This window comes from Bacillus sp. 01N45 (assembly GCF_056399205.1).
Genome location: NZ_JBFTQW010000004.1, coordinates 130,165 through 154,153, shown reverse-complemented (window position 1 = coordinate 154,153; position 23,989 = coordinate 130,165). Strand labels below are relative to the sequence as shown.

Annotated in this window: 25 protein-coding genes, 1 riboswitch and 1 other annotated feature; of the genes, 16 read left to right on the top strand and 9 right to left on the bottom strand. The window is 36.8% G+C overall.

Going from position 1 to position 23,989, the window contains the following annotated elements; all coding sequences use genetic code 11:
- Positions 1-15 precede the first annotated feature (15 nt).
- Entirely contained in the window at positions 16-564 is a 549-nt protein-coding gene (locus AC1DMU_RS11285) for a DUF2179 domain-containing protein (RefSeq protein WP_088064064.1), read from the top strand.
- A gap of 96 nt (positions 565-660) precedes the next feature.
- On the opposite strand, the gene AC1DMU_RS11280 is transcribed toward AC1DMU_RS11285, so the two are convergent.
- Together AC1DMU_RS11280 and AC1DMU_RS11275 are read right to left on the bottom strand one after the other, a co-directional pair.
- On the bottom strand, positions 661-888 hold the full coding sequence (locus AC1DMU_RS11280; RefSeq protein ID WP_087984131.1) for a DUF3923 family protein: 228 nt from the start codon (positions 886-888) through the stop codon (positions 661-663).
- A gap of 76 nt (positions 889-964) precedes the next feature.
- On the bottom strand, positions 965-1,345 hold the full coding sequence (locus AC1DMU_RS11275) for a hypothetical protein (RefSeq protein WP_142291784.1): 381 nt from the start codon (positions 1,343-1,345) through the stop codon (positions 965-967).
- 354 nt (positions 1,346-1,699) lie between these two features.
- Between AC1DMU_RS11275 and AC1DMU_RS11270 the strand changes: the two genes are divergently transcribed.
- On the top strand, positions 1,700-2,614 hold the full coding sequence (locus tag AC1DMU_RS11270) for a tetratricopeptide repeat protein (protein WP_476941502.1): 915 nt from the start codon (positions 1,700-1,702) through the stop codon (positions 2,612-2,614).
- Between the two features lie 81 nt (positions 2,615-2,695).
- Here AC1DMU_RS11270 and AC1DMU_RS11265 read toward each other — a convergent pair whose 3' ends face one another.
- The gene (locus tag AC1DMU_RS11265) at positions 2,696-3,892 is read right to left on the bottom strand and encodes an MDR family MFS transporter (protein ID WP_088064061.1); all 1,197 of its coding nucleotides are present in this window, start codon (positions 3,890-3,892) and stop codon (positions 2,696-2,698) included.
- Positions 3,893-4,004: 112 nt separating this feature from the next.
- Between AC1DMU_RS11265 and AC1DMU_RS11260 the strand changes: the two genes are divergently transcribed.
- The 4 genes from AC1DMU_RS11260 (at position 4,005) to AC1DMU_RS11245 (ending at position 10,247) form a co-directional block, all read left to right on the top strand.
- A complete protein-coding gene (locus AC1DMU_RS11260) occupies positions 4,005-4,547 on the top strand; it encodes a CGNR zinc finger domain-containing protein (RefSeq protein ID WP_142291783.1) in 543 nt (180 codons plus the stop codon).
- 41 nt (positions 4,548-4,588) lie between these two features.
- Positions 4,589-5,344, top strand: a complete 756-nt coding sequence (locus tag AC1DMU_RS11255; RefSeq protein ID WP_088064059.1) for a class I SAM-dependent methyltransferase — start codon at positions 4,589-4,591, stop codon at positions 5,342-5,344.
- A 147-nt stretch (positions 5,345-5,491) separates the two neighbouring features.
- Positions 5,492-7,702 carry a collagen-like protein gene (locus tag AC1DMU_RS11250; protein WP_476941501.1) on the top strand — a complete coding sequence of 737 codons (2,211 nt, stop codon included), beginning with the start codon at positions 5,492-5,494 and terminating at the stop codon, positions 7,700-7,702.
- Between the two features lie 22 nt (positions 7,703-7,724).
- On the top strand, positions 7,725-10,247 hold the full coding sequence (locus AC1DMU_RS11245; protein ID WP_215558935.1) for a BC_3345 family exosporium-associated protein: 2,523 nt from the start codon (positions 7,725-7,727) through the stop codon (positions 10,245-10,247).
- Between the two features lie 54 nt (positions 10,248-10,301).
- Here AC1DMU_RS11245 and AC1DMU_RS11240 read toward each other — a convergent pair whose 3' ends face one another.
- Together AC1DMU_RS11240 and AC1DMU_RS11235 are read right to left on the bottom strand one after the other, a co-directional pair.
- On the bottom strand, positions 10,302-10,445 hold the full coding sequence (locus AC1DMU_RS11240) for a hypothetical protein (protein ID WP_000945246.1): 144 nt from the start codon (positions 10,443-10,445) through the stop codon (positions 10,302-10,304).
- 96 nt (positions 10,446-10,541) lie between these two features.
- Positions 10,542-10,684: riboswitch (cyclic di-AMP (ydaO/yuaA leader) on the bottom strand.
- Between the two features lie 38 nt (positions 10,685-10,722).
- Positions 10,723-11,184 carry a GNAT family N-acetyltransferase gene (locus tag AC1DMU_RS11235; protein ID WP_060487765.1) on the bottom strand — a complete coding sequence of 154 codons (462 nt, stop codon included), beginning with the start codon at positions 11,182-11,184 and terminating at the stop codon, positions 10,723-10,725.
- Positions 11,185-11,320: 136 nt separating this feature from the next.
- On the opposite strand from AC1DMU_RS11235, the gene AC1DMU_RS11230 reads away from it, so the two are divergent.
- Together AC1DMU_RS11230 and AC1DMU_RS11225 are read left to right on the top strand one after the other, a co-directional pair.
- The gene (locus AC1DMU_RS11230; protein WP_000539721.1) at positions 11,321-11,569 is read left to right on the top strand and encodes a GlsB/YeaQ/YmgE family stress response membrane protein; all 249 of its coding nucleotides are present in this window, start codon (positions 11,321-11,323) and stop codon (positions 11,567-11,569) included.
- Positions 11,570-11,632: 63 nt separating this feature from the next.
- Positions 11,633-12,754 (top strand): AI-2E family transporter, encoded by a 1,122-nt coding sequence (locus AC1DMU_RS11225; RefSeq protein ID WP_048546503.1) that lies wholly within the window; start codon positions 11,633-11,635, stop codon positions 12,752-12,754.
- Between the two features lie 74 nt (positions 12,755-12,828).
- Here the strand turns inward: AC1DMU_RS11225 and AC1DMU_RS11220 are convergent, their stop codons facing one another.
- Positions 12,829-13,143, bottom strand: a complete 315-nt coding sequence (locus tag AC1DMU_RS11220) for a hypothetical protein (RefSeq protein ID WP_088064057.1) — start codon at positions 13,141-13,143, stop codon at positions 12,829-12,831.
- 153 nt (positions 13,144-13,296) lie between these two features.
- Positions 13,297-13,505 (top strand) — a binding site (T-box leader).
- Positions 13,506-13,510: 5 nt separating this feature from the next.
- Between AC1DMU_RS11220 and AC1DMU_RS11215 the strand changes: the two genes are divergently transcribed.
- The 4 genes from AC1DMU_RS11215 to AC1DMU_RS11200 all read left to right on the top strand — a co-directional run bounded on the left by AC1DMU_RS11215 (position 13,511) and on the right by AC1DMU_RS11200 (position 18,013).
- Positions 13,511-14,548 (top strand): tryptophan--tRNA ligase, encoded by a 1,038-nt coding sequence (locus tag AC1DMU_RS11215; protein ID WP_097907286.1) that lies wholly within the window; start codon positions 13,511-13,513, stop codon positions 14,546-14,548.
- A 78-nt stretch (positions 14,549-14,626) separates the two neighbouring features.
- Positions 14,627-14,776: a hypothetical protein gene (locus AC1DMU_RS11210; protein ID WP_087984140.1), complete on the top strand. Its 150-nt coding sequence runs from the start codon at positions 14,627-14,629 to the stop codon at positions 14,774-14,776.
- Positions 14,769-15,527: an ABC transporter ATP-binding protein gene (locus tag AC1DMU_RS11205; RefSeq protein ID WP_088064055.1), complete on the top strand. Its 759-nt coding sequence runs from the start codon at positions 14,769-14,771 to the stop codon at positions 15,525-15,527. Before AC1DMU_RS11210 ends, AC1DMU_RS11205 begins: the two co-directional genes overlap by 8 nt.
- Positions 15,524-18,013 carry an FtsX-like permease family protein gene (locus AC1DMU_RS11200; protein WP_088064054.1) on the top strand — a complete coding sequence of 830 codons (2,490 nt, stop codon included), beginning with the start codon at positions 15,524-15,526 and terminating at the stop codon, positions 18,011-18,013. Before AC1DMU_RS11205 ends, AC1DMU_RS11200 begins: the two co-directional genes overlap by 4 nt.
- 42 nt (positions 18,014-18,055) lie before the next feature.
- On the opposite strand, the gene AC1DMU_RS11195 is transcribed toward AC1DMU_RS11200, so the two are convergent.
- Together AC1DMU_RS11195 and AC1DMU_RS11190 are read right to left on the bottom strand one after the other, a co-directional pair.
- Complete coding sequence (locus tag AC1DMU_RS11195; protein ID WP_088064053.1) at positions 18,056-18,505, bottom strand: NUDIX hydrolase; 450 nt, start codon at positions 18,503-18,505, stop codon at positions 18,056-18,058.
- A gap of 17 nt (positions 18,506-18,522) precedes the next feature.
- The gene (locus AC1DMU_RS11190; protein ID WP_088064052.1) at positions 18,523-19,362 is read right to left on the bottom strand and encodes a DUF2785 domain-containing protein; all 840 of its coding nucleotides are present in this window, start codon (positions 19,360-19,362) and stop codon (positions 18,523-18,525) included.
- Positions 19,363-19,485: 123 nt separating this feature from the next.
- Here AC1DMU_RS11190 and AC1DMU_RS11185 point away from each other — a divergent pair, with 123 nt between their 5' ends.
- Positions 19,486-20,208 carry a GNAT family N-acetyltransferase gene (locus AC1DMU_RS11185; protein WP_088064051.1) on the top strand — a complete coding sequence of 241 codons (723 nt, stop codon included), beginning with the start codon at positions 19,486-19,488 and terminating at the stop codon, positions 20,206-20,208.
- A 174-nt stretch (positions 20,209-20,382) separates the two neighbouring features.
- Complete coding sequence (locus AC1DMU_RS11180) at positions 20,383-21,405, top strand: tyrosine-protein phosphatase (protein WP_088064050.1); 1,023 nt, start codon at positions 20,383-20,385, stop codon at positions 21,403-21,405.
- A 38-nt stretch (positions 21,406-21,443) separates the two neighbouring features.
- On the opposite strand, the gene AC1DMU_RS11175 is transcribed toward AC1DMU_RS11180, so the two are convergent.
- Positions 21,444-21,893 (bottom strand): DUF1648 domain-containing protein, encoded by a 450-nt coding sequence (locus AC1DMU_RS11175; protein WP_142291782.1) that lies wholly within the window; start codon positions 21,891-21,893, stop codon positions 21,444-21,446.
- 295 nt (positions 21,894-22,188) lie between these two features.
- Between AC1DMU_RS11175 and AC1DMU_RS11170 the strand changes: the two genes are divergently transcribed.
- Positions 22,189-22,899, top strand: a complete 711-nt coding sequence (locus AC1DMU_RS11170) for a YjjG family noncanonical pyrimidine nucleotidase (protein ID WP_088064048.1) — start codon at positions 22,189-22,191, stop codon at positions 22,897-22,899.
- A gap of 72 nt (positions 22,900-22,971) precedes the next feature.
- Positions 22,972-23,934, top strand: a complete 963-nt coding sequence (locus AC1DMU_RS11165; RefSeq protein ID WP_088064047.1) for a tubby C-terminal domain-like protein — start codon at positions 22,972-22,974, stop codon at positions 23,932-23,934.
- Positions 23,935-23,989 lie beyond the last annotated feature (55 nt).

The following is a 23,989-nucleotide window of genomic DNA, read 5'->3' as shown; positions in this document are numbered from 1 at the left end:
AAGAGGTGGATACCAATGTTACAAGCGTTACTTATTTTTGTGCTTCAAATTATTTACGTTCCAATTTTGACAATCCGTACGATTTTGCTTGTAAAGAATCAAACAAGATCCGCTGCTGGTGTTGGATTGTTAGAAGGAGCTATTTACATTGTCAGTTTAGGTATTGTGTTTCAAGATTTATCAAATTGGATGAACATTATTGCCTATGTCATTGGCTTTAGTACGGGACTATTATTAGGCGGTTATATAGAGAATAAATTAGCAATTGGTTATATTACGTATCAAGTTAGTTTGCTAGACCGTTGTAATGAATTAGTAGATGAATTACGTCACTCAGGATTTGGCGTTACAGTATTTGAAGGCGAAGGTATTAATTCTATACGTTATCGCTTAGATATCGTTGCAAAGCGTTCTAGAGAAAAAGAACTGTTAGAAATTATTAATCAAATTGCACCAAAAGCGTTTATGTCTTCTTATGAAATCCGTTCATTTAAAGGCGGATATTTAACGAAGGCGATGAAGAAAAGAGCGTTAATGAAGAAGAAAGATGAACATGCATCGTAAAGAGAAGGGAGTTGTGCAGCTTTAAAAGTGCAGTATAAGCCCCATAGAAAAAAGAGAGGAATCTATATTGAAAAAGATTCCTCTCTTTTTTCTGCGTTATTTTTTTCTGCTTTTTCTCAGATTAACAAGTAACCATACAACTTGAATAATTAGTGGTAATATAAATGCAATTAATAAAACGATAAAGGCTATTAATTTCAGCTCAGGTGTTTGAGTAACACCAGTCCCATCAACCTCTCTTAGCCAAATGATAGCTGCCAATATCCCGAAAGTTATAATCCAAAATATGTTACCAATCCACCAATAAATCCATCTTCTTTTCATGCTAGCACCCCTTACATTTACCCTCTGTTAAAAGTGAATTTTCGTTCGTTACATTTATAATGAAATACCTATAAAATTAATTTTTTTTAACTGTATATCTAACTTGTTTAAACGTTACCATCTCTCCATCTTTATGATCATCTTGCGTTTGCAAAAGTTGAACTTTTGGTTTGTAATCTGTCCTATGAGCGTGCTCGATATCTTTAATGTTAACTTTGTAGGATTCGCCATTATTAATTTTTTGTTCCAATACTTTTTTATTGGCGATATAAATAAACGTCACTTTATTTTCATCAATGCCTTCAGTCTTAAATTCTAATTCGTTATCTTTTGTTGTAATCGTCGGTGTTAATAATTCAATACTGCCTTTTCCAGTTTCTAAAGAATTTTCTGCTATAGTTGAACATCCGGATAATATGATTCCGATGAATAGAAGAGCACTTAATTTCTTTCTCATAACATCCCCCAATTTCAAGTGATTTTTGATTTTGGCATTGCTAGACTGCTAGTGTGGAACGTAACTGTTTAGCTAGCACTCTTTTTAATTGTACCATAATATGTAAATTTAAACAGGCTGTATATCCAATTTAAGGGGTTTGAAAAGTTTACTTATTGTTTTAAATCAGTATCTTTCCAGTAGGTATATATTTTCTGTAGAAAGCAGTGTTGTCAAAATCATTATGAATTGGCTATCCAACTATATGATGACATGTAGACAGGCGAAAGGACTTATTTTTATGGAAATTACAATTTTTTTATATTAAAATAACGATGTGGAATAGATGAATTCATTCACTTCGGAGGTAGTTACTTGAACATTAACGAGAAGGCAATTGAAATGTTTGAAAAAAATGAATATGTGGAAGCAATGAAACTGTTTCACCTAGCAGTAGATGAATCTAGAGGTGTACAATCTCTCAATAATCTTGCTTGGATGTACTTTTATGAGGAAGAGAATGATGCTAAAGCTCTTGAATTAATAAAAGAAGTTGTTAAGTTGAATCCTTCCTCATACTTTCCTTATAACATCTTAGGGGAAATTTACACGAAACAAGAAAAGTGGGAAGAAGCGAAAGAAGTATTACAAAAGTCTATTTCGATGCAACCATCCAATGAAGCATTTCACAATGTAGCTGTAGCGCATTATAACCTTGGAGAGTTAGAAAAAGCTTCGGAATTTTTCTTGCGAGTTGCGGGGGATTCGGACTATATCATGTATAGCTATGTAAAATGTTTAATTGATTTAGGGCGAGCGATAGAAGCGAAAGAGAAGTTAGATGCTTTTAACAGGAAATCTGATGATTTTGTAGGAGAAATTCATGTAGCAGATTTATATGTTGAGTTGAATTGCTATAAAGAAGCCATTCAATGGTTCGAAAAGGGATATAAAGAAGTTTGGAAAAGCCCCAATTGGATTGGTAGATTTGTTTATGCTCTATATAAAGCTAATAATTTCACCCGTATAAATGAAGTTATACAGGAATCTATCGAAGCGAAAACAGCAGAAATAGAAGATGTTCAAAATGAAGAAGTAGAAGAAAACTGGACAGAAAAAGATAAGAAAGAGTTAATTGAGGAATATACAGAAGAGAATCATTGTTATAAAAAAATGATAGAACGTATCAAATCTGGATATGTTCCAGGGTTAGAATTTGAAACTTATCATATAGGGGCTTGCTATTTGTTTGGTTGTAAAAGACATAATCATCTTGAATATGAAGAATAAAAAAATTCGACTGTCACATATGATGGTCGAATTTTTTATTATAGGCTGCTTGTCTAAAGGTACCATCTCAATTGTAATGTGTTAAAGATGTTTCGTCTCATTACATAGGTATATATCTTCTTTAGAGCTCTCTTTTTTTATATTTAAAATATGGAGTGAAATAAAACCAATAAGTCCTATTCCACCGAAAATAAGCCATGGTGTATACATTCCGCTTAAGTTGGATGTAAAAGATGTACCGGTATAATTACCGATGATAAAACCAAATGCGAGTGATAGTTGATAAAATCCGAAGTAAGTAGCTGTATATGATTCGTTACTGTAATTTGCAATAGCAATATCAGCGTTAGGTAATACGAGTGTTTCGCCAATTGTAAATAAAATTACACAAATAAATAGCCAATATGGGTGTGGAAATAAAGGAATGAGTAAAAAAGAAAAACTCATTAATAAAACACCGTATTTAATAATCGAAAGTGTATTGTATTTATGAAATAGTTTACGAAATAATACCATAAATATGACGCCTGTCATTGCATTTATCGTAATAACGAGTGTAGCAAGCTGATTGCTATTACTAATGTTTTTCATATGAAGTGGAAGTGCGACAGTAAGCTGAGTAAACATAATATAGAAGAAAATCATGATAAATGAAAACAGAAGAAAAGGCTTGTTTTGTAAGATAGCCTGTATTCCAAATGTAATAGACGTGTTTTCAGTAGTGACTTGAAAGTGATTTTTAAGTAAGTAAAAGATAAAAGCGAATAACAGCATAAGTGATCCTGTTAGAGAGAAAGCGTAGATGGGATTGAGTAAGAGTAAGAACCCTCCTGCAATTGGTCCGATTATTGCACCGCAATTAAAACTAAGGTTTAAATATGTAAATAAATTTTTTCTCATATGAGCTGGTTGTGAGCCGAATATGGCGCGCGCAGCAGGTTCGTAAAATGCAGTTCCGAAGCCAATAAGTGCAGAAGAAATAGAAATTGTATAGAAATCAGAGCATATTCCTAAAGTGATAAATCCGATTCCTCTTAAAAATAATCCGGCTATCATCATAATGATATAGCCTATTTTGTCAGCAATTAATCCTGAGAATAAAGGGATAACTCTTGATGTGATTGTCATAACTGTCAACACTGTTCCTACTTGGACAGCAGAAAAATGAAGAAAGCTTAATAGATAAATAGCTAAAAATGCGTATACTGCAAAATAGCCAAAAGACATAAAGAATGAAGAAATAAGCATGAAACGTATCGGTATTGAGAAACTTTTCATAGAACTCCTCCTAATGTTGTAACCAGTAAAATTATTTAATGGTTAACTAATTTATATTATAATTATACATAAAGTCAGAAAAAAGTAAATTTTAAGAAGAAGGTGGATGGAATTGAATCAAAATGCACCAAATGAATTAGAATATATTCGGGAATTTTTAAATACATGGAAAATACCAAACGATACGAGAGAGCCAATTGACATGCTGCAAACAGAAGAGGATATAAAGCTCTTTATGAAAGAATATTTTCATGAAGAGGTTCCATTCCATACGATAGAGGAATTAAAAAGTTTTCGAGAAGATATTCGGGTGGCAATTGAAGGCGGAAAATCATTGCAAAAATGGTTAGAGAAATACCCATTTCATGTACATGTAAAGGAAGATATGAAAGGTATTACATATGAGCCTGTGCACGAAGAGAATGTATATACAAAAGTATTAAGCGTGGTTTTAATGGCGATTCAAGAAAATTTGTGGGGAAGGTTAAAAGCATGCCCAGATTGCCGCTGGGTATTTTATGATCATTCGCGAAATGGAAGTAAAAGATGGTGCGGTATGTATGCTGGAGAAGCAGGAGGAAGAGCGTGCGGTACGATTGCGAAAGTGAAAAATTATCGGGCGAAGAGAAAAGGGAGATCGGGTTATAATGTGTAATTTATATTAGGGGAAGAAAATTGGATGGGGGAATGTAGAATATGAAAGGGACACAAATGTTAGCTTTAAATAAAAAGTGTTGGGATACAGTTGCACCATATTTCTTTCAAGTGGATTGTTTACCGAAATATGGTCCGTATACGGCGTCTGAAGATGAGATTCATATGTTCGATTCAATTAGAAATAAAAAGGTTCTTGATATTGGATGTGGAAGTGGGCATTCGCTGCAATATATGGGAGAGCATGGTGCGGAAGAGTTATGGGGGCTTGATCTTTCAAGTGAACAAATTAAAACAGCGAATGAAACTTTAAAGTGTTGGAATCCAAAGTTAATATGCGGAGCAATGGAAGAAGAATCGGATATTCCAAAAGGATATTTTGATATTGTATATTCCATTTATGCATTAGGTTGGACTTCGAATTTACGAAAAACGTTGGAACTGATTTATTCATATGTAAAGCCAGGAGGAAGTTTTATCTTTAGTTGGGAGCATCCAATATATTCAAATTTACAGTATGGTACAGAAGAAATTGCTTTAAAGTCTTCTTACCATGAGGAAACACCTATTACGTTTGAAACATTTAAAGGGGAAAATGTGCAAGCGACATTATATAAGAGAAAAATAAGTACATACATAAATGAGTTAAATAGAGCGGGATTTACAATGGAGAGAATAGAAGAGCCTGAACCATCAAGCTCGTTTGATGGAGAGTTAGCTGCGCCGTCTACGAAATATTATTCTTTATGTAAAGCTAGGATGGTGCCGACTACCTTTATTATTAAGGCGAGAAAGTAAAGTGCTTTATAAAAAGAAGCCTATCATTTTAAATAAATGAAATGATAGGCTTCTTTATTTTTTGAAAAATGAGTTCAGAGGTGTACTTTTCTTATAAAAATGCATTTCATATAAAAGGTGTAATTATTTTGGGGAAGGGGGATTGTTGTGCGTCATCATAGAAAGTGCAAAAAATTTGGAGTGGCACTGCCTCTTCCGCTTATAGGAGCAACGGGTCCTACTGGTAATAGTGGTCCAACGGGTCCAACTGGAGGGCATGAAGGTCCTGTCGGGCCTCCGGGAATCACTGGGCCTTTAGGAGCAACGGGTCCACAAGGCTCTCAAGGTATTCAAGGTATACAAGGTTCGCGAGGAACAACAGGAGCTCAAGGAATTCAAGGGGAGGACGGAACTACAGGTATACAAGGAGAAGAAGGTCCACAAGGAATACAAGGAATTACTGGAGAGCAAGGGCACCAAGGTGATCAAGGGATACAAGGTGTAACTGGCCCTACAGGTTCTACTGGAATACAAGGACCTCAAGGTATAAGTGGAATAAAGGGGATAACAGGGGTAATAGGTCCTCAAGGTCCACAAGGAATACAAGGGATACAAGGAGTAAGGGGATCCACAGGTTTTCAAGGACCAAAAGGAATACGAGGAATAACAGGAGCAACTGGGTCTACTGGTACACAAGGTGCAGAAGGTCCACCTGGAGGACCAACAGGAATAACCGGTCCAATTGGTCCCTCTAGTGGAGTGACTGGTCCATCTGGCCCGCCCGGTCCACCTGGGGGACCAACAGGTCCAACGGGTGAAACTGGTGAACGTGGTGTAACAGGGGGAACTGGTGCAATAGGAGCGCAAGGTTTACAAGGTATAACGGGTCCCACTGGTGCTCAGGGTGCAAGGGGAGCACAAGGTTCTCAAGGGATAATTGGTGTAGCTGGCGTACAAGGTGCACAAGGAATACAAGGAGTTCAAGGAATAACAGGAGCAACTGGCGCAGAAGGTCCCCAAGGAACTCAAGGTCCACAGGGAGAAATCGGTCCAACTGGTGCAGAAGGTCCTAAAGGTGTGCAAGGAATACAAGGGATAACAGGTCCAACAGGAGCACAAGGAATACAAGGGTTACAAGGAATAATCGGTCCCACAGGCACAACAGGAGCGGCTGGAGCCCAAGGTCCCCAAGGAATACGAGGGGAAACAGGAGCAGCTGGAGCACAAGGGATACAAGGTCCCCAAGGAATACGAGGGGAAACAGGAGCAGCTGGCGTTCAAGGAATACAAGGACCTCAAGGAATACAAGGGGAAATTGGATTAACTGGTGGTCAAGGTGCTCAAGGTCTTCAAGGAGTCCAAGGAATAATCGGTCCAACTGGTGCCATCGGTCTCCAAGGTCCTCAAGGAACACAAGGTATAGTAGGCCCAACAGGAGCGCAAGGTTCTCAAGGTATGCAAGGGATACAAGGAATAACAGGCCCGACAGGTGCACAAGGAATTAGAGGCCTTCAAGGGAATATAGGAGAAAGCGGGATAACAGGCCCACAAGGAGTGCAAGGGGCGCAAGGTATCGAGGGACCCGAAGGACCACAAGGAAATGTTGGGATTACGGGTGTAACTGGAGAAACAGGAGCGACCGGAGCAACAGGGGCGACCGGAGTACAAGGGATACAAGGCGTTCAAGGGATTATAGGGATACAAGGAAGTACAGGAAGTACAGGACCTACCGGAGCAACCGGAGTAACTGGAATACAAGGTACTCAAGGTATTCAAGGTTTGCAAGGCCCAACTGGAGTAAGTGGAATGACAGGCGTTAGTGGTAGTCAAGGGCCAGCCGGAGCGCAAGGTAGTCAAGGGCCGATTGGAGCTGTGGGACCTACTGGAGCAACTGGTAGTCAAGGGCCTATAGGTTTTTTAGGAATTGTAGGTGCAACAGGAGCGACTGGCTTACCTAGCGGTGGCGGTTATTTCTTTTCTACTTCAACGAGTGCAATTGCAGCGAATGCGTTAATACCAATCAATTCTGGATCTACAACTTTTGGTTCCGGTGTCAGTTTAACAAATGCAACAACTGTAACGTTAAGTACGCCGGGAATATATTTAGTAAGCTATTATTTTCAAGGTGATCCAAATGGGGGGAATGAAACGATTTCTGTGAGTCTTACTTTAAATGGAACGCAAGTCGCAGGGAGTTTTATTTTTTATGTTACAGGAGGTACTTTTGTATTAGAACCAGCGGTTTCGAATACGATGGTCATTAATGTTACTTCTTCAAATGCTACTTTATCTTTGCAAAATGGTCCATTAGCTATTGGGCATGTAACGACATTATCTGGAGTGATAACAGCTAGTTTAAATGTATTAAAAATAGTTTGACACGTTAGTTATAACGGGGGAGATGCTTGTGAGGGATCAAGATAAGTGTAGTAAGTTTCAAGCACCTATTCCTTTTCCGGCGTCAGGTATTACGGGGCCAACAGGTCCAACGGGTCCGACAGGTTCTTTAGGTGGACCGACTGGCCCGCAAGGAATACAAGGCGTACAAGGACCAATTGGTCCAACAGGTCCGACAGGAATTCAAGGAGTGCAAGGGGTGCAGGGAGAAATTGGCCCAACTGGTCCAACTGGCTTAACAGGACCACAAGGTGCTCAAGGTAGTCAAGGTCCGATGGGGGAACAAGGTCCACGGGGAATTCAAGGTGTTCAAGGTATACAAGGCGAAAGGGGTCCGACTGGTCCAACAGGTATTCAAGGGATACAAGGAATACCTGGACCAATGGGAGAAACAGGTCCAACCGGAATACAAGGTATACAAGGAGTGCAAGGAGAAATTGGTCTAACCGGCCCAACCGGAATACAAGGTATACAAGGAGTGCAAGGAGAAATCGGTCCAACTGGTCCAACTGGAAATACGGGTATACAAGGTGTTCAAGGTAATTTAGGGAGTAGTGGTTTACAAGGGGTAACAGGAATACAAGGCATTCAAGGGCCGATTGGTCCAACAGGTCCAACAGGTTCTCAAGGAATACAAGGTCCACAAGGGCCGATGGGACCAACAGGAGCAACTGGCATTCAAGGTTTACAAGGTCCACAAGGTGAGATGGGTCTAACCGGTCCAACCGGCTCTCAAGGAATTCAAGGGGTGCAAGGTGTAATAGGCCCAACAGGGGCAACTGGCTTGCAAGGAGATCCAGGTCCAACCGGCTCGACAGGTCAGGCGGGAGTAACAGGTCCAACTGGATCTGCAACAGGTCCAACAGGAGCAACGGGTCCAACAGGTCCACCAGGAGGCCCAACAGGTCCAACGGGTCCAGCAGGATCACCGGGAGGTCCAACAGGTCCGACTGGAGCAACAGGGGCAACAGGGGCGACCGGAGCAACAGGAGCGACTGGAATTCAAGGAGTGCAAGGAATACAGGGACCGACAGGGGCAACCGGTTTAACAGGTTTGCAAGGAGTACAGGGACCGATGGGGGTAACCGGTCCAACGGGTGATCAAGGTATTCAAGGTCCACAAGGAGTAATGGGAGCAACAGGTCCAACGGGTTTACAAGGTCTACAAGGAGTACAGGGACCGATAGGAGCAACAGGCCCAACCGGTCAACAAGGAGTGCAAGGGGCACAAGGTCCAATTGGTCCAACAGGTCCGCAAGGAATACAAGGAATACAAGGAATACAAGGTGAGCAAGGAGTAATGGGAGCAACTGGACCAACAGGCTTACAAGGTCTGCAAGGAATCCAAGGTCCACTCGGTCCAACCGGTCCTCAAGGTTTACAAGGAGTGCAAGGGATAAGTGGTATAACAGGTCCAACTGGTCCTCAAGGAATCCAAGGAATTCAAGGTCCACAAGGGGATATAGGTCCAACCGGTGCGACTGGAATACAAGGAGTGCAAGGTCCAGAGGGTCCAACTGGTCCAACGGGTGCAACAGGCCCGCAAGGAATTCAGGGAATACAAGGAATCCAGGGTCCAGCCGGTCCACAGGGAATTCAAGGTCTGCAAGGAATTCAAGGTCCTATTGGTCCAACAGGCCCAACTGGACCTCAAGGCATACAAGGTATAACTGGCTCGACGGGTCCAAGCGGAGCAACCGGAGCAACAGGTCCGACGGGAGTAACGGGCCCTCAAGGTCCACAAGGAATCCAAGGCCCACAAGGAGTAACCGGACCAACGGGAGCGACTGGATCGACGGGAGTAACGGGTCCACAAGGAATCCAAGGAATCCAAGGCCCACAGGGGATAACGGGTCCGACGGGAGCAACCGGAGTGACTGGAATAACAGGCCCACAAGGAATCCAAGGAATTCAAGGCCCACAAGGTGTGACGGGAGCAACCGGAGCAACCGGAGCGACTGGATCGACTGGTGCAACAGGACCGACAGGAATCCAAGGAATCCAAGGAATAACAGGAGCAACAGGGGGAACGGGAATAACAGGCCCAACAGGTGCTACGGGCCCAACCGGCTTAACCGGAGCAACTGGATCGTCTGCTATATCAACAGGTGGCGGCTATTTCTTCTCTACCTCAACAAGTACAATTGCAGCAAATGCCAACATCCCAATTAATTCTGGATCCACTGTATATGGAACTGGTGTATCTTTAACTAGTGCTACAACTGTCACAGTATCCACACCAGGAATATATTTAGTAAGCTACTATTTCCAAGGGGACGCGACTGGTGGGAATGAGACAGTATCTGTTAGGTTGCTATTAAATGGAACACAAGTAACAGGGAGTTTCATACAAAATGTGACGACATCAACGGTAGTAATCGAACCTGCCATTTCAAATACGCTTCTTGTGAATGTAACGAGTGCTAATTCAACATTAATATTACAAAATGGCCCGTTAGGTGTAGGGCATGTGACGACTATAGCAGGTGCGATTACGGCAAGTTTAAATGTAGTGAGAATACTATAAGGAATATAAAAAACACAAGGAATGTCTGTATAGACACACCTTGTGTTTTTTTCTTTATCTTTTCGGTTGAAAAATATGTTGAAAGAAGTATTTGTGATGTAAGTTATCTACAACTTTATTAGCTTGATATGTGCGATGTTGTTCGAGTCGAAGTCTTTGCTCCATCATTTTTATTGCGTGATCAGATAAACGTAACATTATACATGTCTCCTTTTCTATAAATATAGGTGTCTATTGGTATCGATCCCATATTTATAATTAAGGAGGTACACTGTGTAACATAGGCAAAAAGCACCTTCCTCTCCCATTACGCTTACGAGGTTAGCTGTCGGACTCGGGAAGTGAGAGTTTCCCTACTTAAATAAGATTCGCCCCAAGTAGCATGGCTACAAAAATGGTTCCCCCGCTCCAAAATTTGGACTCAGCAAAAGGATTTATAAAGTAAAGGATAACATAAATAAATTGATGAGTCAAACTATTTTATGTTTTCTGATTTTTTGAGTGAGGTTAAAACCACTCCATCGGGTAATATAATATCATTTATTTTAATAAATCCATGTTTTTTATATAAAGACAGAGCAGGTGTATTTTCTTTCCCTGTTTGTACAATATATGTTTGTGAAGGGGAGAACATGTCAAATACATAAAGTAGTAGTTTTGTGGCGATTCCTTTATGAAAATGATCGGGGGATACTACTAAACGATGAATATCAACTTCCTCTTCATCCATTTTAAAAGAAATAAACCCAGCAAGTGTATCTTCATAAAAATAGCCGTAAAAAATTTCATCACATAATTGAATATCGGCTACAGTATCATAAAGACGAGGAATAGCCGTACTATTTATATATTTTGCTTCAATTTCATAAGCGGGTATTTGAATGTTTAAAATAGAAGTAGCGGTGTTGTGAGAAGTTGTTACTAATTTTTGAATCATAGGGTAAAACCTCCTTATAGACTTTATTTTCATAGATTTGACAAGATTTTTCTTTATTGGATATAATAATTATAATAGTTACATAACAATTTAGTATGAAAAAGAAATACACCATAATAGAAATGGAGGGCTAAAGATGGGATGGATTATCACATTAATAGTTGGTGCTATTATAGGTGCAATTGCAGGTTCTATAACGGGTAAAAATTTTCCGGGTGGTATGTTTGGAAATATTATCGCAGGTTTGTTAGGTGCTTCATTAGGTGGTAGACTATTTGGATCTTTTGGGCCATCATTTGGTGGGATTCATGTCGTGCCAGCATTATTAGGTGCAATCGTATTAATTCTTATTGTATCATTTGTAGTGAAAGCTGCAAGAAAATAAAGATATAGATCATGATGAAAAGCCCTGAATAAGGGCTTTTCATCATTCGAAGAGGTGGTTTCATTGGAGAAATTAAATATTAGAAAAAGAGATAAGTTGAAAAAGTTTTTTAGAGAACAAAATTATTTAGCGGTGTTACTCGGCTTTGCGTTATTGTTTATTAACATATTACTGCTAACGAAAATTTCTTTTGTTTTTACTCCGTTTATCGTCTTTTTAAAAACAATTTTCTTCCCCGTATTATTAGCGGGAGTGCTATTTTATATTTTGCATCCATTCGTTTCGCTTTTAGAAAAGAAAGGTGTTTCAAGAATCGTATCAATCGCTTCTATATATATAATAGTACTAGGATTATTTGTATTTTTAGTTGTAACAGTAATCCCGATTATTAAAGATCAAATTGATGCATTAATAGATAACTTACCGTATTTCGGTCATGAAATTGAACGAGCAGCACGTAGATTCGGGGAAAGTAATTTACTAGGCAAAATTCAAGAGAATTTAAATATTGATGTAGCGAGTATGGTAAAAGACTACACAGTTGATTTTACGAAGTCGCTATCATCAGTAACTGGAAATGTAACTGGATTTTTAAGTACTGTTACAGAGGTCGTTTTAACGTTTGTAATGGTTCCGTTTATATTGTTCTATCTTTTAAAAGATGGTGAACAATTACCAAACCACTTTTTAAAGTTTATTTCAGAGCAAAGACAACCAGCAGCGATGAGAATACTAGATGATATGCATTATGCGATTAGCTCGTATATTAGAGGACAAATTATCGTTAGCTTGTTTATCGGTATTATGCTATTAATCGGTTACCTTATTATTGGTATTAAATATGCGGTATTACTCGCTATTTTAGCAATGATTGTAAATATCGTTCCGTACGTAGGACCAATCATTGCAATTACACCAGCATTAATTATCGCATTTATTGACTCGCCAGCAATGGTGTTAAAAGTAATTATTGTAATGATGGTCGTACAATTAGCAGAAGGTAAATTTATTTCTCCGCAAGTTATGGGAAAAAAGCTAGACATTCACCCAATTACTATCATTTTTATTATTTTAACTGCCGGAAATTTATTTGGAATTATGGGGATTATTTTAGCAATTCCAGGATATGCGATATTAAAAGTGTTAGTAACGCATAGTTATAGATTTGTTAAGTTGAATACGTAAAAAAGAGCTAAAACAGATAAAACTGTTTTAGCCCTTTTTTTATTTATACTCTTGTTGAAGTAAACAAATAAACCTTATGCGTAGGCTTTTAATTCAATGATAGGTAGATTGCTTTCCTTTAGTTTGTAATCAAAAATTAAATCGTCCATGCGAAAATTAGCATCTACTTCAAGAGAAATGAAGGTACCCCCGATTTCTACTTGATTTCCGTTCTCATTTTCAAAAGTGAGCGCACCGTCAAATGTTTCTATGTACTCATCGCAGGTGTATAAATATATTGCGATAGGTGTGAAATGTATAATTACCCCTAAAGTATCATCGTGACTATTATCATCGTTCTTAAATACATCAATCTTAAACGTATCATTCTTTTTAGTAAACCAACCCATGACATCACCTCGTTTTTGTATTACAAATCAATTCTATATATATTGATTATATATCGTTCGGAATAAATTGGTAATAACTATTGTTAAAACTTAACAAAAATAGAAAATTCAGTTTTGAGAGAACGAGAAATGTGATAAACTGTAAAAAAATAACGAAAAGCAATGAAAGAGAAGAGTACATATTCAAAACTTTGCAGAGAGCTGATATGTGGTGGAAATCAGTAAGGGATGAATATGGAATGGGCTCCGGAGCTTCTAGCTGAAATGAGTAGGCAAAGACGGTTACTTCACGTTACGAAGTTGAAGTGAGCTATGAATGATAGCTAATGAAGGTGGTACCGCGGGAGTCTCTCGTCCTTTTTATAGGATGAGGGGCTCTTTTTATTTTAAGGAAGGAGGAGTTAGGGTGAGCGAAAAAATAATGTTAACAGGAATTAAGCCGACAGGTTATCCTCATTTAGGAAATTATATTGGTGCGATTAAACCTGCATTACAAATGTCAAAGAAGAATGAAGGAAAAGCATTGTATTTTATAGCGGATTATCATGCGTTAAATGCTGTTCATGATCCAAGTCAGTTTAGTAGTTATACGAAAGAGGTAGCAGCTACTTGGTTATCACTTGGACTTGGAGAAGATGTTATTTTCTACCGACAAACAGAAGTGCCGGAGATTCTAGAATTAGCTTGGATATTAGCTTGCCTAACTCCGAAAGGGATTATGAACCGTGCCCATGCGTATAAAGCGAAGGTGGAGCAAAATAAAGAATTGGGTTTAGAGGTAGATGCAGGCGTGAATATGGGATTATATACGTATCCGATTTTAATGGCAGCTGACATCTTACTATTTCAAGCTACTCATGTGCCGGTAGGGAAAGACCAAATTCAGCATATTGAAATCGCGCGTGATATTGCGACGTATTTTAATCATACATTTGGTATGACATTTACGCTTCCGGAGTATGTCATACAAGAAGAAGGTGCCATTTTACCTGGTCTTGATGGAAGGAAGATGAGTAAAAGTTATGGAAATGTGATCCCATTATTTACAGAGCAAGAAAAACTACGAAAATTAATATTTAAAATTAAAACAGACTCCTCACTTCCGAATGAACCGAAAGAACTAGAAACGTTATTTATGATATATAAAGAATTTGCGACAGAAGATGAAATACAGTCGATGCGCGAAAAGTATGAAACTGGAATCGGATGGGGCGATGTGAAAAAAGAGTTGTTTCGCGTTGTAGACCGTGAATTAGCTGGACCTCGTGAAAAGTACGCTCTGTATATGAATGAGCCAAGTTTATTATATGAAGCGTTAGAAAAAGGTGCTGAGCGGGCGCGTACTATTGCGAAGGTAAATTTAGCAGAAATTAAAAAACGGATTGGGTTTGAGAGGGAACGCTGAGCGTTCCCTTGTTTTTTTTATAAAAAAATCGAACGAAATTTAAATTTGTTACCAATATAGAGTGAGGGAGGGATAGAAATGGTTACAATTCTCCAATTAAAAATGTTGCTAGTTCAAATAGGAACAGAAATTGTACCACCTAGTAATTTAAAAGAAAAAATTTTAATTCAAGTTAATCTGATGGAGGAAGTAACATTTAATCATGTTGAGGTGAATAAAGATGAGTGAAATTGTGTTAGCAGTTCAAGGTTTAAGTAAGACTTATGAGAGTGTAGATACAAATGTTAGAGCTTTACAAAATGTATCTTTGGAGTTAAATAAAGGAGAACTCCTTGCTGTAATGGGAACGAGTGGGTCTGGGAAGAGTACATTGCTTAACATACTTGGTGCTTTAGACAAACCTGATGAGGGAGTCGTATATGTAAATGGTGAAGTCCCTAAAAATATGTTTGTTGAACCATATGCAACGGAGTACAGGCGGGATAACATAGGATTTATATTTCAGTCATTTCATTTATTAAAGGATTTATCTGTAGAAGAAAATATTGCGTTACCCCTCATATTATCAACTGATTCAGAAGAGGAGATACGAGAAAAAACAAATAAAATATTAGATGTTCTTGGTTTAGTAAATTGGAGAAATCATCGACCAGTTCAGCTTTCTGGGGGACAACAACAGCGTGTTGCAATTGGTAGGGCATTAATAACATCTCCTCCAATTGTTCTTGCAGATGAACCTACTGGAAATTTAGATTTCAATACGTCTAATGATATTTTACGAGTACTAGTCGATATGAAACAAAAATTTAATCAAAGTATGATTCTTGTTACTCATGATCCTCACATTGCTACGTATGCAGATCGGGTTCTCTTCTTTCATAATGGAGAAGTTGTTGATGATTATACGTGTTCTCATGGAGTAAATGATATGAATATTATTTTAGATAAATTTAAAAAATTAATGGAGAAATCAAAATGATAAAATCAGTACGAGGATTAGGTTTACGCTTTTTTAAGATGAATAAATTTACTGCTATTTCCTCTATAGTTAGCGTTATGTTGGCTGTTTCTCTAATTGTTACGATGATTGTATTTTCGAGTCATGCCAAACAGTCTGTTATAAATGAAGTTAAAAATTTATATGGAGATATGGATTTATCTGTTGGATATAACCCTGATCAAAATAAATTGATGGATAAATCTTTACTACAAAATATTAAGGAACAAGGAAATATTGAATACATGTCAAAAGTATTGGTAAATCATTTTCAAGTGAATAAATTGAATACAACTATTTATACAGTAGGTGTTCAAAATGATTCGTTATCTAAAAGTCGATATCACTTCTCTAAAAATCTATCAAATGAAGAAGTAACATTAAATGATGGATTAGCGGAAACTTTACAAGTAAAAGTTGGGGAAAAGGTTGAAATAGAAAATAAATTCTATGTAGTAAAAGAAATTTTACCTGATATAGAAGCTGGAGGTTCAGCTCCAGACATACTCGTTTTATCGGAAGGTGCGGTGAAACAGCACGTATATGAAAAAACGGGTAAACACAATGAGGCTACTTATGTGTTGATAAAAGCAAAAGAGAATGCAGATGTACTAGCATTGTCTAGTCAAATTCATAAAATAGACAAAGAATTAAGAATCGATATTGCGGAGGAAGACGAGTTTTTAAAAAGTAACTTAGTGTCATTACATATTTTTATAGTTATTGTATCTGTATTAATACTTATTATTACATCGTTATTATTAATGTCTAATTTTGAAGTGTTTTTATATAAATATAAAAGTCAATTTGCTATTATGCGATCAATGGGAGCAACAACGAAACAAATGTTTAAAGTTATATTTATTCAATGTAGTGTAATTAATTTCTTTGGTGGAATATTTGGTTTGTTACTAGCTGTAATAAGTAACCGTTTTTTACAAAGTTGGCTAGAGCATGTATTTGCTTTTCAAATTAATACAATGAGTTTCGACTATGAAATAGCAATTGTAACAATGATTTGTAGTATCTTTTTTATTGAATTGTTTATGTTATATCCTTCATACAGAAGTTCGAAAATATTGCCAGTAAAGCTTATGCGCGAAAATGAGGAATCCGACTTTTCTAATAAAAAAACACGCAGTATGATGGGGAAGTTCCTTTTAATTAGTAGCATATTTTTAACTGTTTTAGGTGGATTTGTAGCAAATACGGGAGATACGCAGGCGATAGTGATATTAATAGGGTCTATATTTCTTGTTTTAGGGGTGTATATATTATTTCCTATTTATCTTTCTTCGATATTATTAGCATGTCTACCTATAATGAAAAAAATATTTGGAAGGAATACATTTGTTGCTATTAAAAATGTAATTCCGCAAGTAAGGAAAAATACATTTGTTATCTTAATGATAAGTACAATGATGGTGATAGTTGTCTTCGGATCCACTATATTTAAAACGATGCAAAAAAATAATGAAAGATATTTAAAACGAGAATTTCCAACACATATTGTTGTAGAAAATCGTTTGAATAATGATTCAACAATTTCCTCACCTCATATACAAAATATATTTAAAGAAATAAGTAGTGTAAAAGGAGCTAGTACAATTAGTACGAACTCACTTGCAGAATTAAAGCAAGGTGAAAAATATATTACTTTTGACTATAATTTAGGTGATTTGAAAGAAATGGAAAAGCAAGGATTACTGCCAGAAGTACCTGCGAATTTGGAGAATAGTATAATTATTACCGAAGAGTTAGCAGAGCGGTATAAACTTCATGTAGGTGATATCGTTCAATTGGGTCTATTTTCAGAACAGGAACAAAAAGTTAGACCGACTAGTAAGGTGGAAATTGGGTTAATTGTTAATGAGCTACCGAATTCTCCTGCGGTACTTATGGATTGGAGTAATGTAACATATAAACAAGATTATACAGTTTTTGAGCGTGCATTTATTAGTTCAAATAATGAGAGAGAGACGTTGGAGCAATTAAAGGAATTAAAAGGTCAATATCCACAATTAAAAATAAGTAGTTATACCCAATCGTTAAAACAATCTAATTTAATGTTTCAGCAAAGATGGTCCATCTTCATTGTTGTTATTATAGTAATTTTGTTAAGTGTAACATTAGGGGTATGTAATACACTTATAAATAATATTCAATCTAAAAGAAAAGAGTTTGCCATTTTACGAGCAATAATAGTTAAGAAAAAGGGGATTGTACAAGTTATTTTGACGCAAGTTAAATTATATGTACTTATTGGAATAGTGCTAGGCGTTGTGATAGGAACATTATTAACCTATATGGTAAGTATAATAGATCGTACACCTTTATTTTTTAATTTCAAACTTATCGTAACGGTAATAGCGGGGATGTTTGGAATAGTCCTTATTATTTTTCTACCTTTTGCTAATAGAATAGGAAAAAGGGATATTGTACAAGAGTTAAATAAGGATAATAAATAAAAATATAGTCAAGGTGAATCTCATCTTGACTATATTAATAGTTCAATTCGAATTCTGAAAGTCAGTAACAATCCTCTCAATAACAGAAGGAAGATTACTAGGTAACTCATCTAGCGGAAAGAAGCGCAGTTCTTTCGATTCCGTTTGGTCGCATACAAGTTCGCCATTGAATTCGCGGCAAATATAAACAACGAGTACACCGTGTACTTGATCGCCGTTTGGATAGATTTGAAAGAAATCTGGTCCTGAGTATGTACGGAATAGTTCTGGATTTTTAATAATAAGTCCAGTTTCCTCATACACTTCTCGCTTTAAAGCGTCTTCTAACGTTTCGTTATATTCTAAGGCGCCGCCAATAATGCCCCAGCGGTTAAAATCTGTACGTAGCTGCAGTAATATTTCATTTTTCTCATTTAATATAATGGCGTGTGAACCTATTAAAATAAGTGGATGATTTCCTACTAAATTTCTCATGTCTTCAATATAACCCATGTTATTTCTCCTTGCTTTTAATAATAGTTAGGAAGTTCTTTTAACATTCTTTCTGTTTTACGTGCTGTATAGGCTAAGTTATGATCATCTTTCGTTCTGAAAAATAATGTGCGTAAAAAGGTTTTAATGTTGGCACATAATATACAATACTCATTAAGCGAAAGGCGTTTTCTAATTTGAGGAAGCCTTTTTATTTTTTTATAAATAATTGAAATTAACTCATCTTGCGGAAAATCATGATATAGCATCGATAGTAACGGTGTAACAATTCGTTCATCTTCATTATTATGAAAAAGGTCAGATGGAATGAAGATTTTATTCAATAAACAATGAATTAATTCTTCATACCACTCAAAAGTCGTATAGGAATTGTGAACAATTTCAGTAAAGGCATCAGATACGTGGGCAAGACAATGAGCCCATCCTTTATTTTCAATATAGCCTCGGAAATCTGTTTCTAAGTTTGTGTATGTAATGAGTTTGTTTTTTATGTCTTCAATATCCTCTTCTGTAAAAAAGTAGTGCGAGTTAGCGAATTGGAGTATTAACGCAAGTAACGAAACAGTATAAGAACGTGTGAAAACCCCATCTGTATGCGGGGAGTAAATGTCACAATATAAATACTCATCACTTAAACAAGTTTGTAAAAGTAATTTCAGCTGATCATCCATAAGGAATTCATGATGAATGAAATGTGCAAAACATTTATATATAAGTTGGTAACGAACGTAACTATCAGTCGTTCCGATATACTGAAGCATGTTGAGTGTTAACTCATTTATATCTATATGTTGCAGTTGCGTATAGTCATTTTGTTGTATAAGCTCTAACTGTTGTTGTAACGTTGTAATATCCAATGGAGAACCTCCTCCGCACTTTAAAGATGCGATGTTTTCTAGTATTCTATATATTCAAGGACAATCCTGCTCATGCAAGGAGAACAAGTAGAAATTCGAGTATGACATAGATGAGGGAAGTATATGATGACTATAGAACAGTTAGAAAAACATTTTAAAATAAGAAGAAATGCTTCTTCTATTATGATAAAAGAAAATAATGCAGAGCTTTTTACAGAAGAGCAATTAGAAGAAATAGTGCAGTATTGCATTGCTGAGGCTGAAAAAGAGGGAATAGAAAACTTACATTTTGAAATTTCTTCAAAAAGCCCAAATTATGATGTATATAAGAAATCTTTCGAAACGTATTCATTTGAATATGCTACTGAAAACATGATTGTATTTAAGGATATATATGAAGTAGAAGGTGTAGAAAGTGAGATTGATTTTAAGCTTATTGAAGAGATAGGCGAAGACGCTTTTTATTCACTGTGGAATGAAGTGACGGGAGAACAAATTGATTATGATCACTTTGTAAATATGATGCTACAAGAAATTGGTGAGCAATGGAAAGAGCATTGTTTAACAGCGAGTGTCGATGAAGAGCCGGTAGGAATTGTAATCCCGCATATTGAGAGTGGTACGTTAGAAGAAGGAAAACTAATGTATTTCGCAGTTGCTCCAAATATGCGAAATAAAGGGTATGAAGCAGCGTTCTTTACAGGGGCAATGTTTGTCTTAAAAGAAATAGGCGCATCTTATTATATTGGCGAGACAAATGTACAAAATGAGTGGATGAAGGATGTTTTTGAAAAGAATGGATGTCAGTTGTTAAGTTGTACTGAGCGATATGTGAGAAGGTTTTAGGAGGGGGAAAAGGTTCTTGAACTTGTTTAACGGGAATCCGTGTACAAATTTTGAACAAGTAAAAGAACTTCTAGCCTGTTTGTAAGATAAAAAGAAAAATGAGAACGACAAAATAGATATTCCTATAATACAATAGAGAAAGATTCGATTATACGAGAAAGTGTTGGTGAAAGAATGGAGCAGCAAAGAAATTGGTTACAAGCAACTGTAGAAAGAAATGAAGACAATACGTTATATATAAAGTGGGAAAATAATATAGAAGAAGTTCGCATTTACTGGAGTACTTCACCAGAGCATATTGAAGAAACGGGAGAATTACTTGCAACGGTAAATGGAGAATCATCATGTACAGTTCAAAACCCGAGTGAAACTGAACGTCCATATTTTAGACTAGTAGGAAGTAATGGACAAGCAGTGACAGTAGCTGAGCGTAGATTGCCATTACAAGGCGCGTTTAACTTCCGTGATATGGGAGGATATGAAACGACTGAAGGCCGTAAAGTAAAATGGGGCAAGTTGTACCGTTCTGAAGAATTAGCAGGACTAACAGAGTGGGATATCGACTATTTACAAAAGTCTGGCTTAAAATTAATTTGTGACTACCGTACAGATTTTGAAGTGAAGCATAAGCCGAATCCAGAGATTACGGGTGCTCGTCAAGTGTGCTTACCAGTTATGCAAGACTTGGCAAAAGACTTGAACATAAATGAATTTTTCCAAGTTGGTGACCTTTCTATGTTAGGGAAACCAGGCGAGTATCTTGTGAAAATGAATCAAGATTTCGTAAGTGGTAATGAAGCATTCGTGAGCTTCTTAAACTTAGCACAAAACCCAGAAAACTTACCGTTAGTAAACCACTGTACAGCTGGAAAAGACCGTACTGGATTCGGATCAGCACTATTATTACTTTTACTAGGTGTACCGGAAAAAACAGTAATGGAAGACTATTTACTAAGTAACGGCTTCCGTGAAAAATTAAATGAAAAAATGATGACTTTTTTAGGTGCAAAACTACAAAACGATGAAAGTAGAGCAATATTAGGCGCAATGTTTGAAGCGCGCGCTGAATATTTACAAGCTGCGATTGATGAAGTGAAAAAGCAATACGGTTCAGTTGAAGTGTATGCTGAAAAAGCACTTGGCTATACGAAAGAGTCGTTAGAAGACATGAAAGTGTTATTGCTAGAGGATAAATAATGAGGAGGGAGGCTAATTGGATTAGCCTCCTGTTTCTATTATGAAATTTTTCGTTGTCTTATTATTCCTATGACAATTGGAATAACTGTCCCAATTAACAATATCGGTAAAAATAATTTTCCGAAACCGCCGCTCCAATCTAAAGCTATTGAAATTGTTTCAAATTGGATGAAAGCAAAAATAAGTAAACAGACATTTTTTAATTGATTAAGCATTTTTCTGCTATTTAAATAAAACAGCGGAGCATTCGATTCATGCAGTCTTTGTGGGTAGTTATGAACTTCTGGAAACTTTTCTAAAGTTTGCATTAAAAGGAGTATGAATGCCCCAATTCCTGGTAGAAGCAAAAGTTGCCACTTTGATCCCCAGCGATCTACAGCCCCATATGCGTTATAATGTGTGGGTACTTCCTCGGGTAATCTTCCCCAAATGATAATCAAAAAAATGATTGATCCAAAGAATAATGAATATCCAATGATATCTCCAATCCATTCACTTTTTGTTTTTGGGATTTGTATTTTAGGTCTTCCCCATGAATTTACTATGTCTTTCCGCCCCTTTCTATTCCTGTATTCCCTTTTTTAAAATTGGATTCATTATCCAAATTATCTCAAATTTATAGTATTTTCACAATTAATTATTTTTGAATAACATGATTCGTGTGTCTGAAACAACTTTAAGATTGCTGTACAGCTATTATTCGTAAAGGGAAAAAGTTCGACTTAAGAGACGATTAATGAGAAAATACAAGTTGTAAATAACGTACTAGTTGAGGAGAGCATAATGAAATACAAAGTTATATTATTCGACGTAGATGATACATTATTAGATTTTCCTGAGACGGAAAGAAACGCATTACATAACGCGTTTGTACAGTTTGGCATGCCTACAGGGTATGATGATTATCTTGCAAGTTATAAAGAGATTAGTAATGGATTATGGAGAGATTTAGAAAATAAAATGATTACACTAAGTGAATTAGCGGTAGATCGATTTAGACAATTATTTGCACTGCATAATATAGAAGTAGATGCGCAGCAATTTAGTGATGTATACCTTGAAAACTTAGGGAAAGAAGTACATCTTATAGAAGGTGCAGTACAATTATGTGAGAAACTACAAGATTGCAAGTTAGGTATTATTACGAATGGATATACGAAGGTGCAACAATCGAGAATTGGAAATTCGCCTTTATGTAACTTCTTTGATCATATTATTATTTCAGAAGAGGTTGGTCATCAAAAACCAGCGCGTGAGATTTTTGATTATGCATTTGAGAAGTTTGGGATTACTGATAAATCAAGTGTACTAATGGTCGGAGATTCGCTAACTTCTGATATGAAAGGCGGAGAAGATTACGGCATTGATACGTGTTGGTATAATCCAAGTTTGAAAGAAAATAAGACAGATGTTAAGCCGACTTATGAAGTGGAGAGCCTGCTACAAATTTTAGAAATTGTGGAAGTGGCGGAAGAAAAGGTAGTTTCATTTTAATCGTGTCGATATAATTTGAGTTGCGTTCAATTTATAGGTACGATCGGTGTAATAACTAGAGGTGAGTGAAAGATGTTAACGTTTTTATTTGAGTTAGACAAAAGTATTCCGCAGAAAGATGAGCCACGGTATGCTGCTTATGCAAATGGCTTTATTGAAGGGGATTTAACGATTCATGTGGGTGACAGAGTACTTTTTCAAAAGTCATGTATGAAGGTCGCAGAGCTCGGCATTTATTTAGGACAGTGGATGGAACAAGTGCAACATGGGAAGAACGAACAGTTGAATTATGAAACGAGTAACCGTGAGGAAGTAATTCTCGGATTCTTATATGAAGAGGAAGATCAGTGGAGAGTTGCTTCCAGTTGGCAGCAATTTGAACTTCAGGAGCGTATATCCACTACAGTATTAGTAGAAAGCGTTGGGCGTTATTTGAATGAGCTCAATAAGGAGCTGCGCGCGATAGAATATCCTGTGACGTTTGATCAGTACTTAAGAGGAGAGCGAATGATGCAGCTTTCTTATAAACGACTGTGTGATAGTAAAGCGGATACGACTTCAATAGAGGTTTACAATGGAAGCGAAGGAGTAGGCGTAGTACGGGGCTATTATAAAAATGCGTTGATGAAAGTGTTAGACTTCATTCCGAAAGTCGGTAGTAATATCATTTATGAAATAAAGGATAGTAAGGACAATATTCGTGTCATTGCAAAGGATGTAAGTAGGCAGCGTCAAAGAAGAATTTTAGTAACGTACATCGATAATAATGATGCAGAGCATGAAATACTTGTATGTGACGGAAAGTTATTAGATGCAAATTTCTTATTTACTTTTACATATAAGGGAGAAGAATATGTTGTTCACAAAACTTCAATTGGGCTTGGAAAGTTATTACGAAACGGCTATGTAATCGCAGATTGGAATATTCGTCCTGAGGAAGATATGTATTATATCGAGATGGATGTATATGATGAAGATTATATAGAAGATCAATACTTACTGTTAGGCGTATTTCATGCTGTTTTGTATGGTTGATAAATGAGAAATACCGGCATTCTTCATGGGAAGGATGCCGGTATTTTTATGTGAT

What these genes read in the sequence shown, in the direction of transcription:
- AC1DMU_RS11200 (WP_088064054.1), top strand. Translation starts at nt 15,524, where the DNA reads ATGATAAAATCAGTACGAGGATTAGGTTTACGCTTTTTTAAGATGAAT.
- AC1DMU_RS11240 (WP_000945246.1), bottom strand. Translation starts at nt 10,445, where the DNA reads ATGTTACGTTTATCTGATCACGCAATAAAAATGATGGAGCAAAGACTT.
- AC1DMU_RS11210 (WP_087984140.1), top strand. Translation starts at nt 14,627, where the DNA reads ATGGTTACAATTCTCCAATTAAAAATGTTGCTAGTTCAAATAGGAACA.
- AC1DMU_RS11280 (WP_087984131.1), bottom strand. Translation starts at nt 888, where the DNA reads ATGAAAAGAAGATGGATTTATTGGTGGATTGGTAACATATTTTGGATT.
- AC1DMU_RS11220 (WP_088064057.1), bottom strand. Translation starts at nt 13,143, where the DNA reads ATGGGTTGGTTTACTAAAAAGAATGATACGTTTAAGATTGATGTATTT.
- AC1DMU_RS11180 (WP_088064050.1), top strand. Translation starts at nt 20,383, where the DNA reads ATGGAGCAGCAAAGAAATTGGTTACAAGCAACTGTAGAAAGAAATGAA.
- AC1DMU_RS11265 (WP_088064061.1), bottom strand. Translation starts at nt 3,892, where the DNA reads ATGAAAAGTTTCTCAATACCGATACGTTTCATGCTTATTTCTTCATTC.
- AC1DMU_RS11275 (WP_142291784.1), bottom strand. Translation starts at nt 1,345, where the DNA reads ATGAGAAAGAAATTAAGTGCTCTTCTATTCATCGGAATCATATTATCC.
- AC1DMU_RS11230 (WP_000539721.1), top strand. Translation starts at nt 11,321, where the DNA reads ATGGGATGGATTATCACATTAATAGTTGGTGCTATTATAGGTGCAATT.
- AC1DMU_RS11285 (WP_088064064.1), top strand. Translation starts at nt 16, where the DNA reads ATGTTACAAGCGTTACTTATTTTTGTGCTTCAAATTATTTACGTTCCA.
- AC1DMU_RS11185 (WP_088064051.1), top strand. Translation starts at nt 19,486, where the DNA reads ATGATGACTATAGAACAGTTAGAAAAACATTTTAAAATAAGAAGAAAT.
- AC1DMU_RS11255 (WP_088064059.1), top strand. Translation starts at nt 4,589, where the DNA reads ATGAAAGGGACACAAATGTTAGCTTTAAATAAAAAGTGTTGGGATACA.
- AC1DMU_RS11235 (WP_060487765.1), bottom strand. Translation starts at nt 11,184, where the DNA reads ATGATTCAAAAATTAGTAACAACTTCTCACAACACCGCTACTTCTATT.
- AC1DMU_RS11165 (WP_088064047.1), top strand. Translation starts at nt 22,972, where the DNA reads ATGTTAACGTTTTTATTTGAGTTAGACAAAAGTATTCCGCAGAAAGAT.
- AC1DMU_RS11215 (WP_097907286.1), top strand. Translation starts at nt 13,511, where the DNA reads ATGAGGGGCTCTTTTTATTTTAAGGAAGGAGGAGTTAGGGTGAGCGAA.
- AC1DMU_RS11195 (WP_088064053.1), bottom strand. Translation starts at nt 18,505, where the DNA reads ATGGGTTATATTGAAGACATGAGAAATTTAGTAGGAAATCATCCACTT.
- AC1DMU_RS11205 (WP_088064055.1), top strand. Translation starts at nt 14,769, where the DNA reads ATGAGTGAAATTGTGTTAGCAGTTCAAGGTTTAAGTAAGACTTATGAG.
- AC1DMU_RS11245 (WP_215558935.1), top strand. Translation starts at nt 7,725, where the DNA reads ATGCTTGTGAGGGATCAAGATAAGTGTAGTAAGTTTCAAGCACCTATT.
- AC1DMU_RS11170 (WP_088064048.1), top strand. Translation starts at nt 22,189, where the DNA reads ATGAAATACAAAGTTATATTATTCGACGTAGATGATACATTATTAGAT.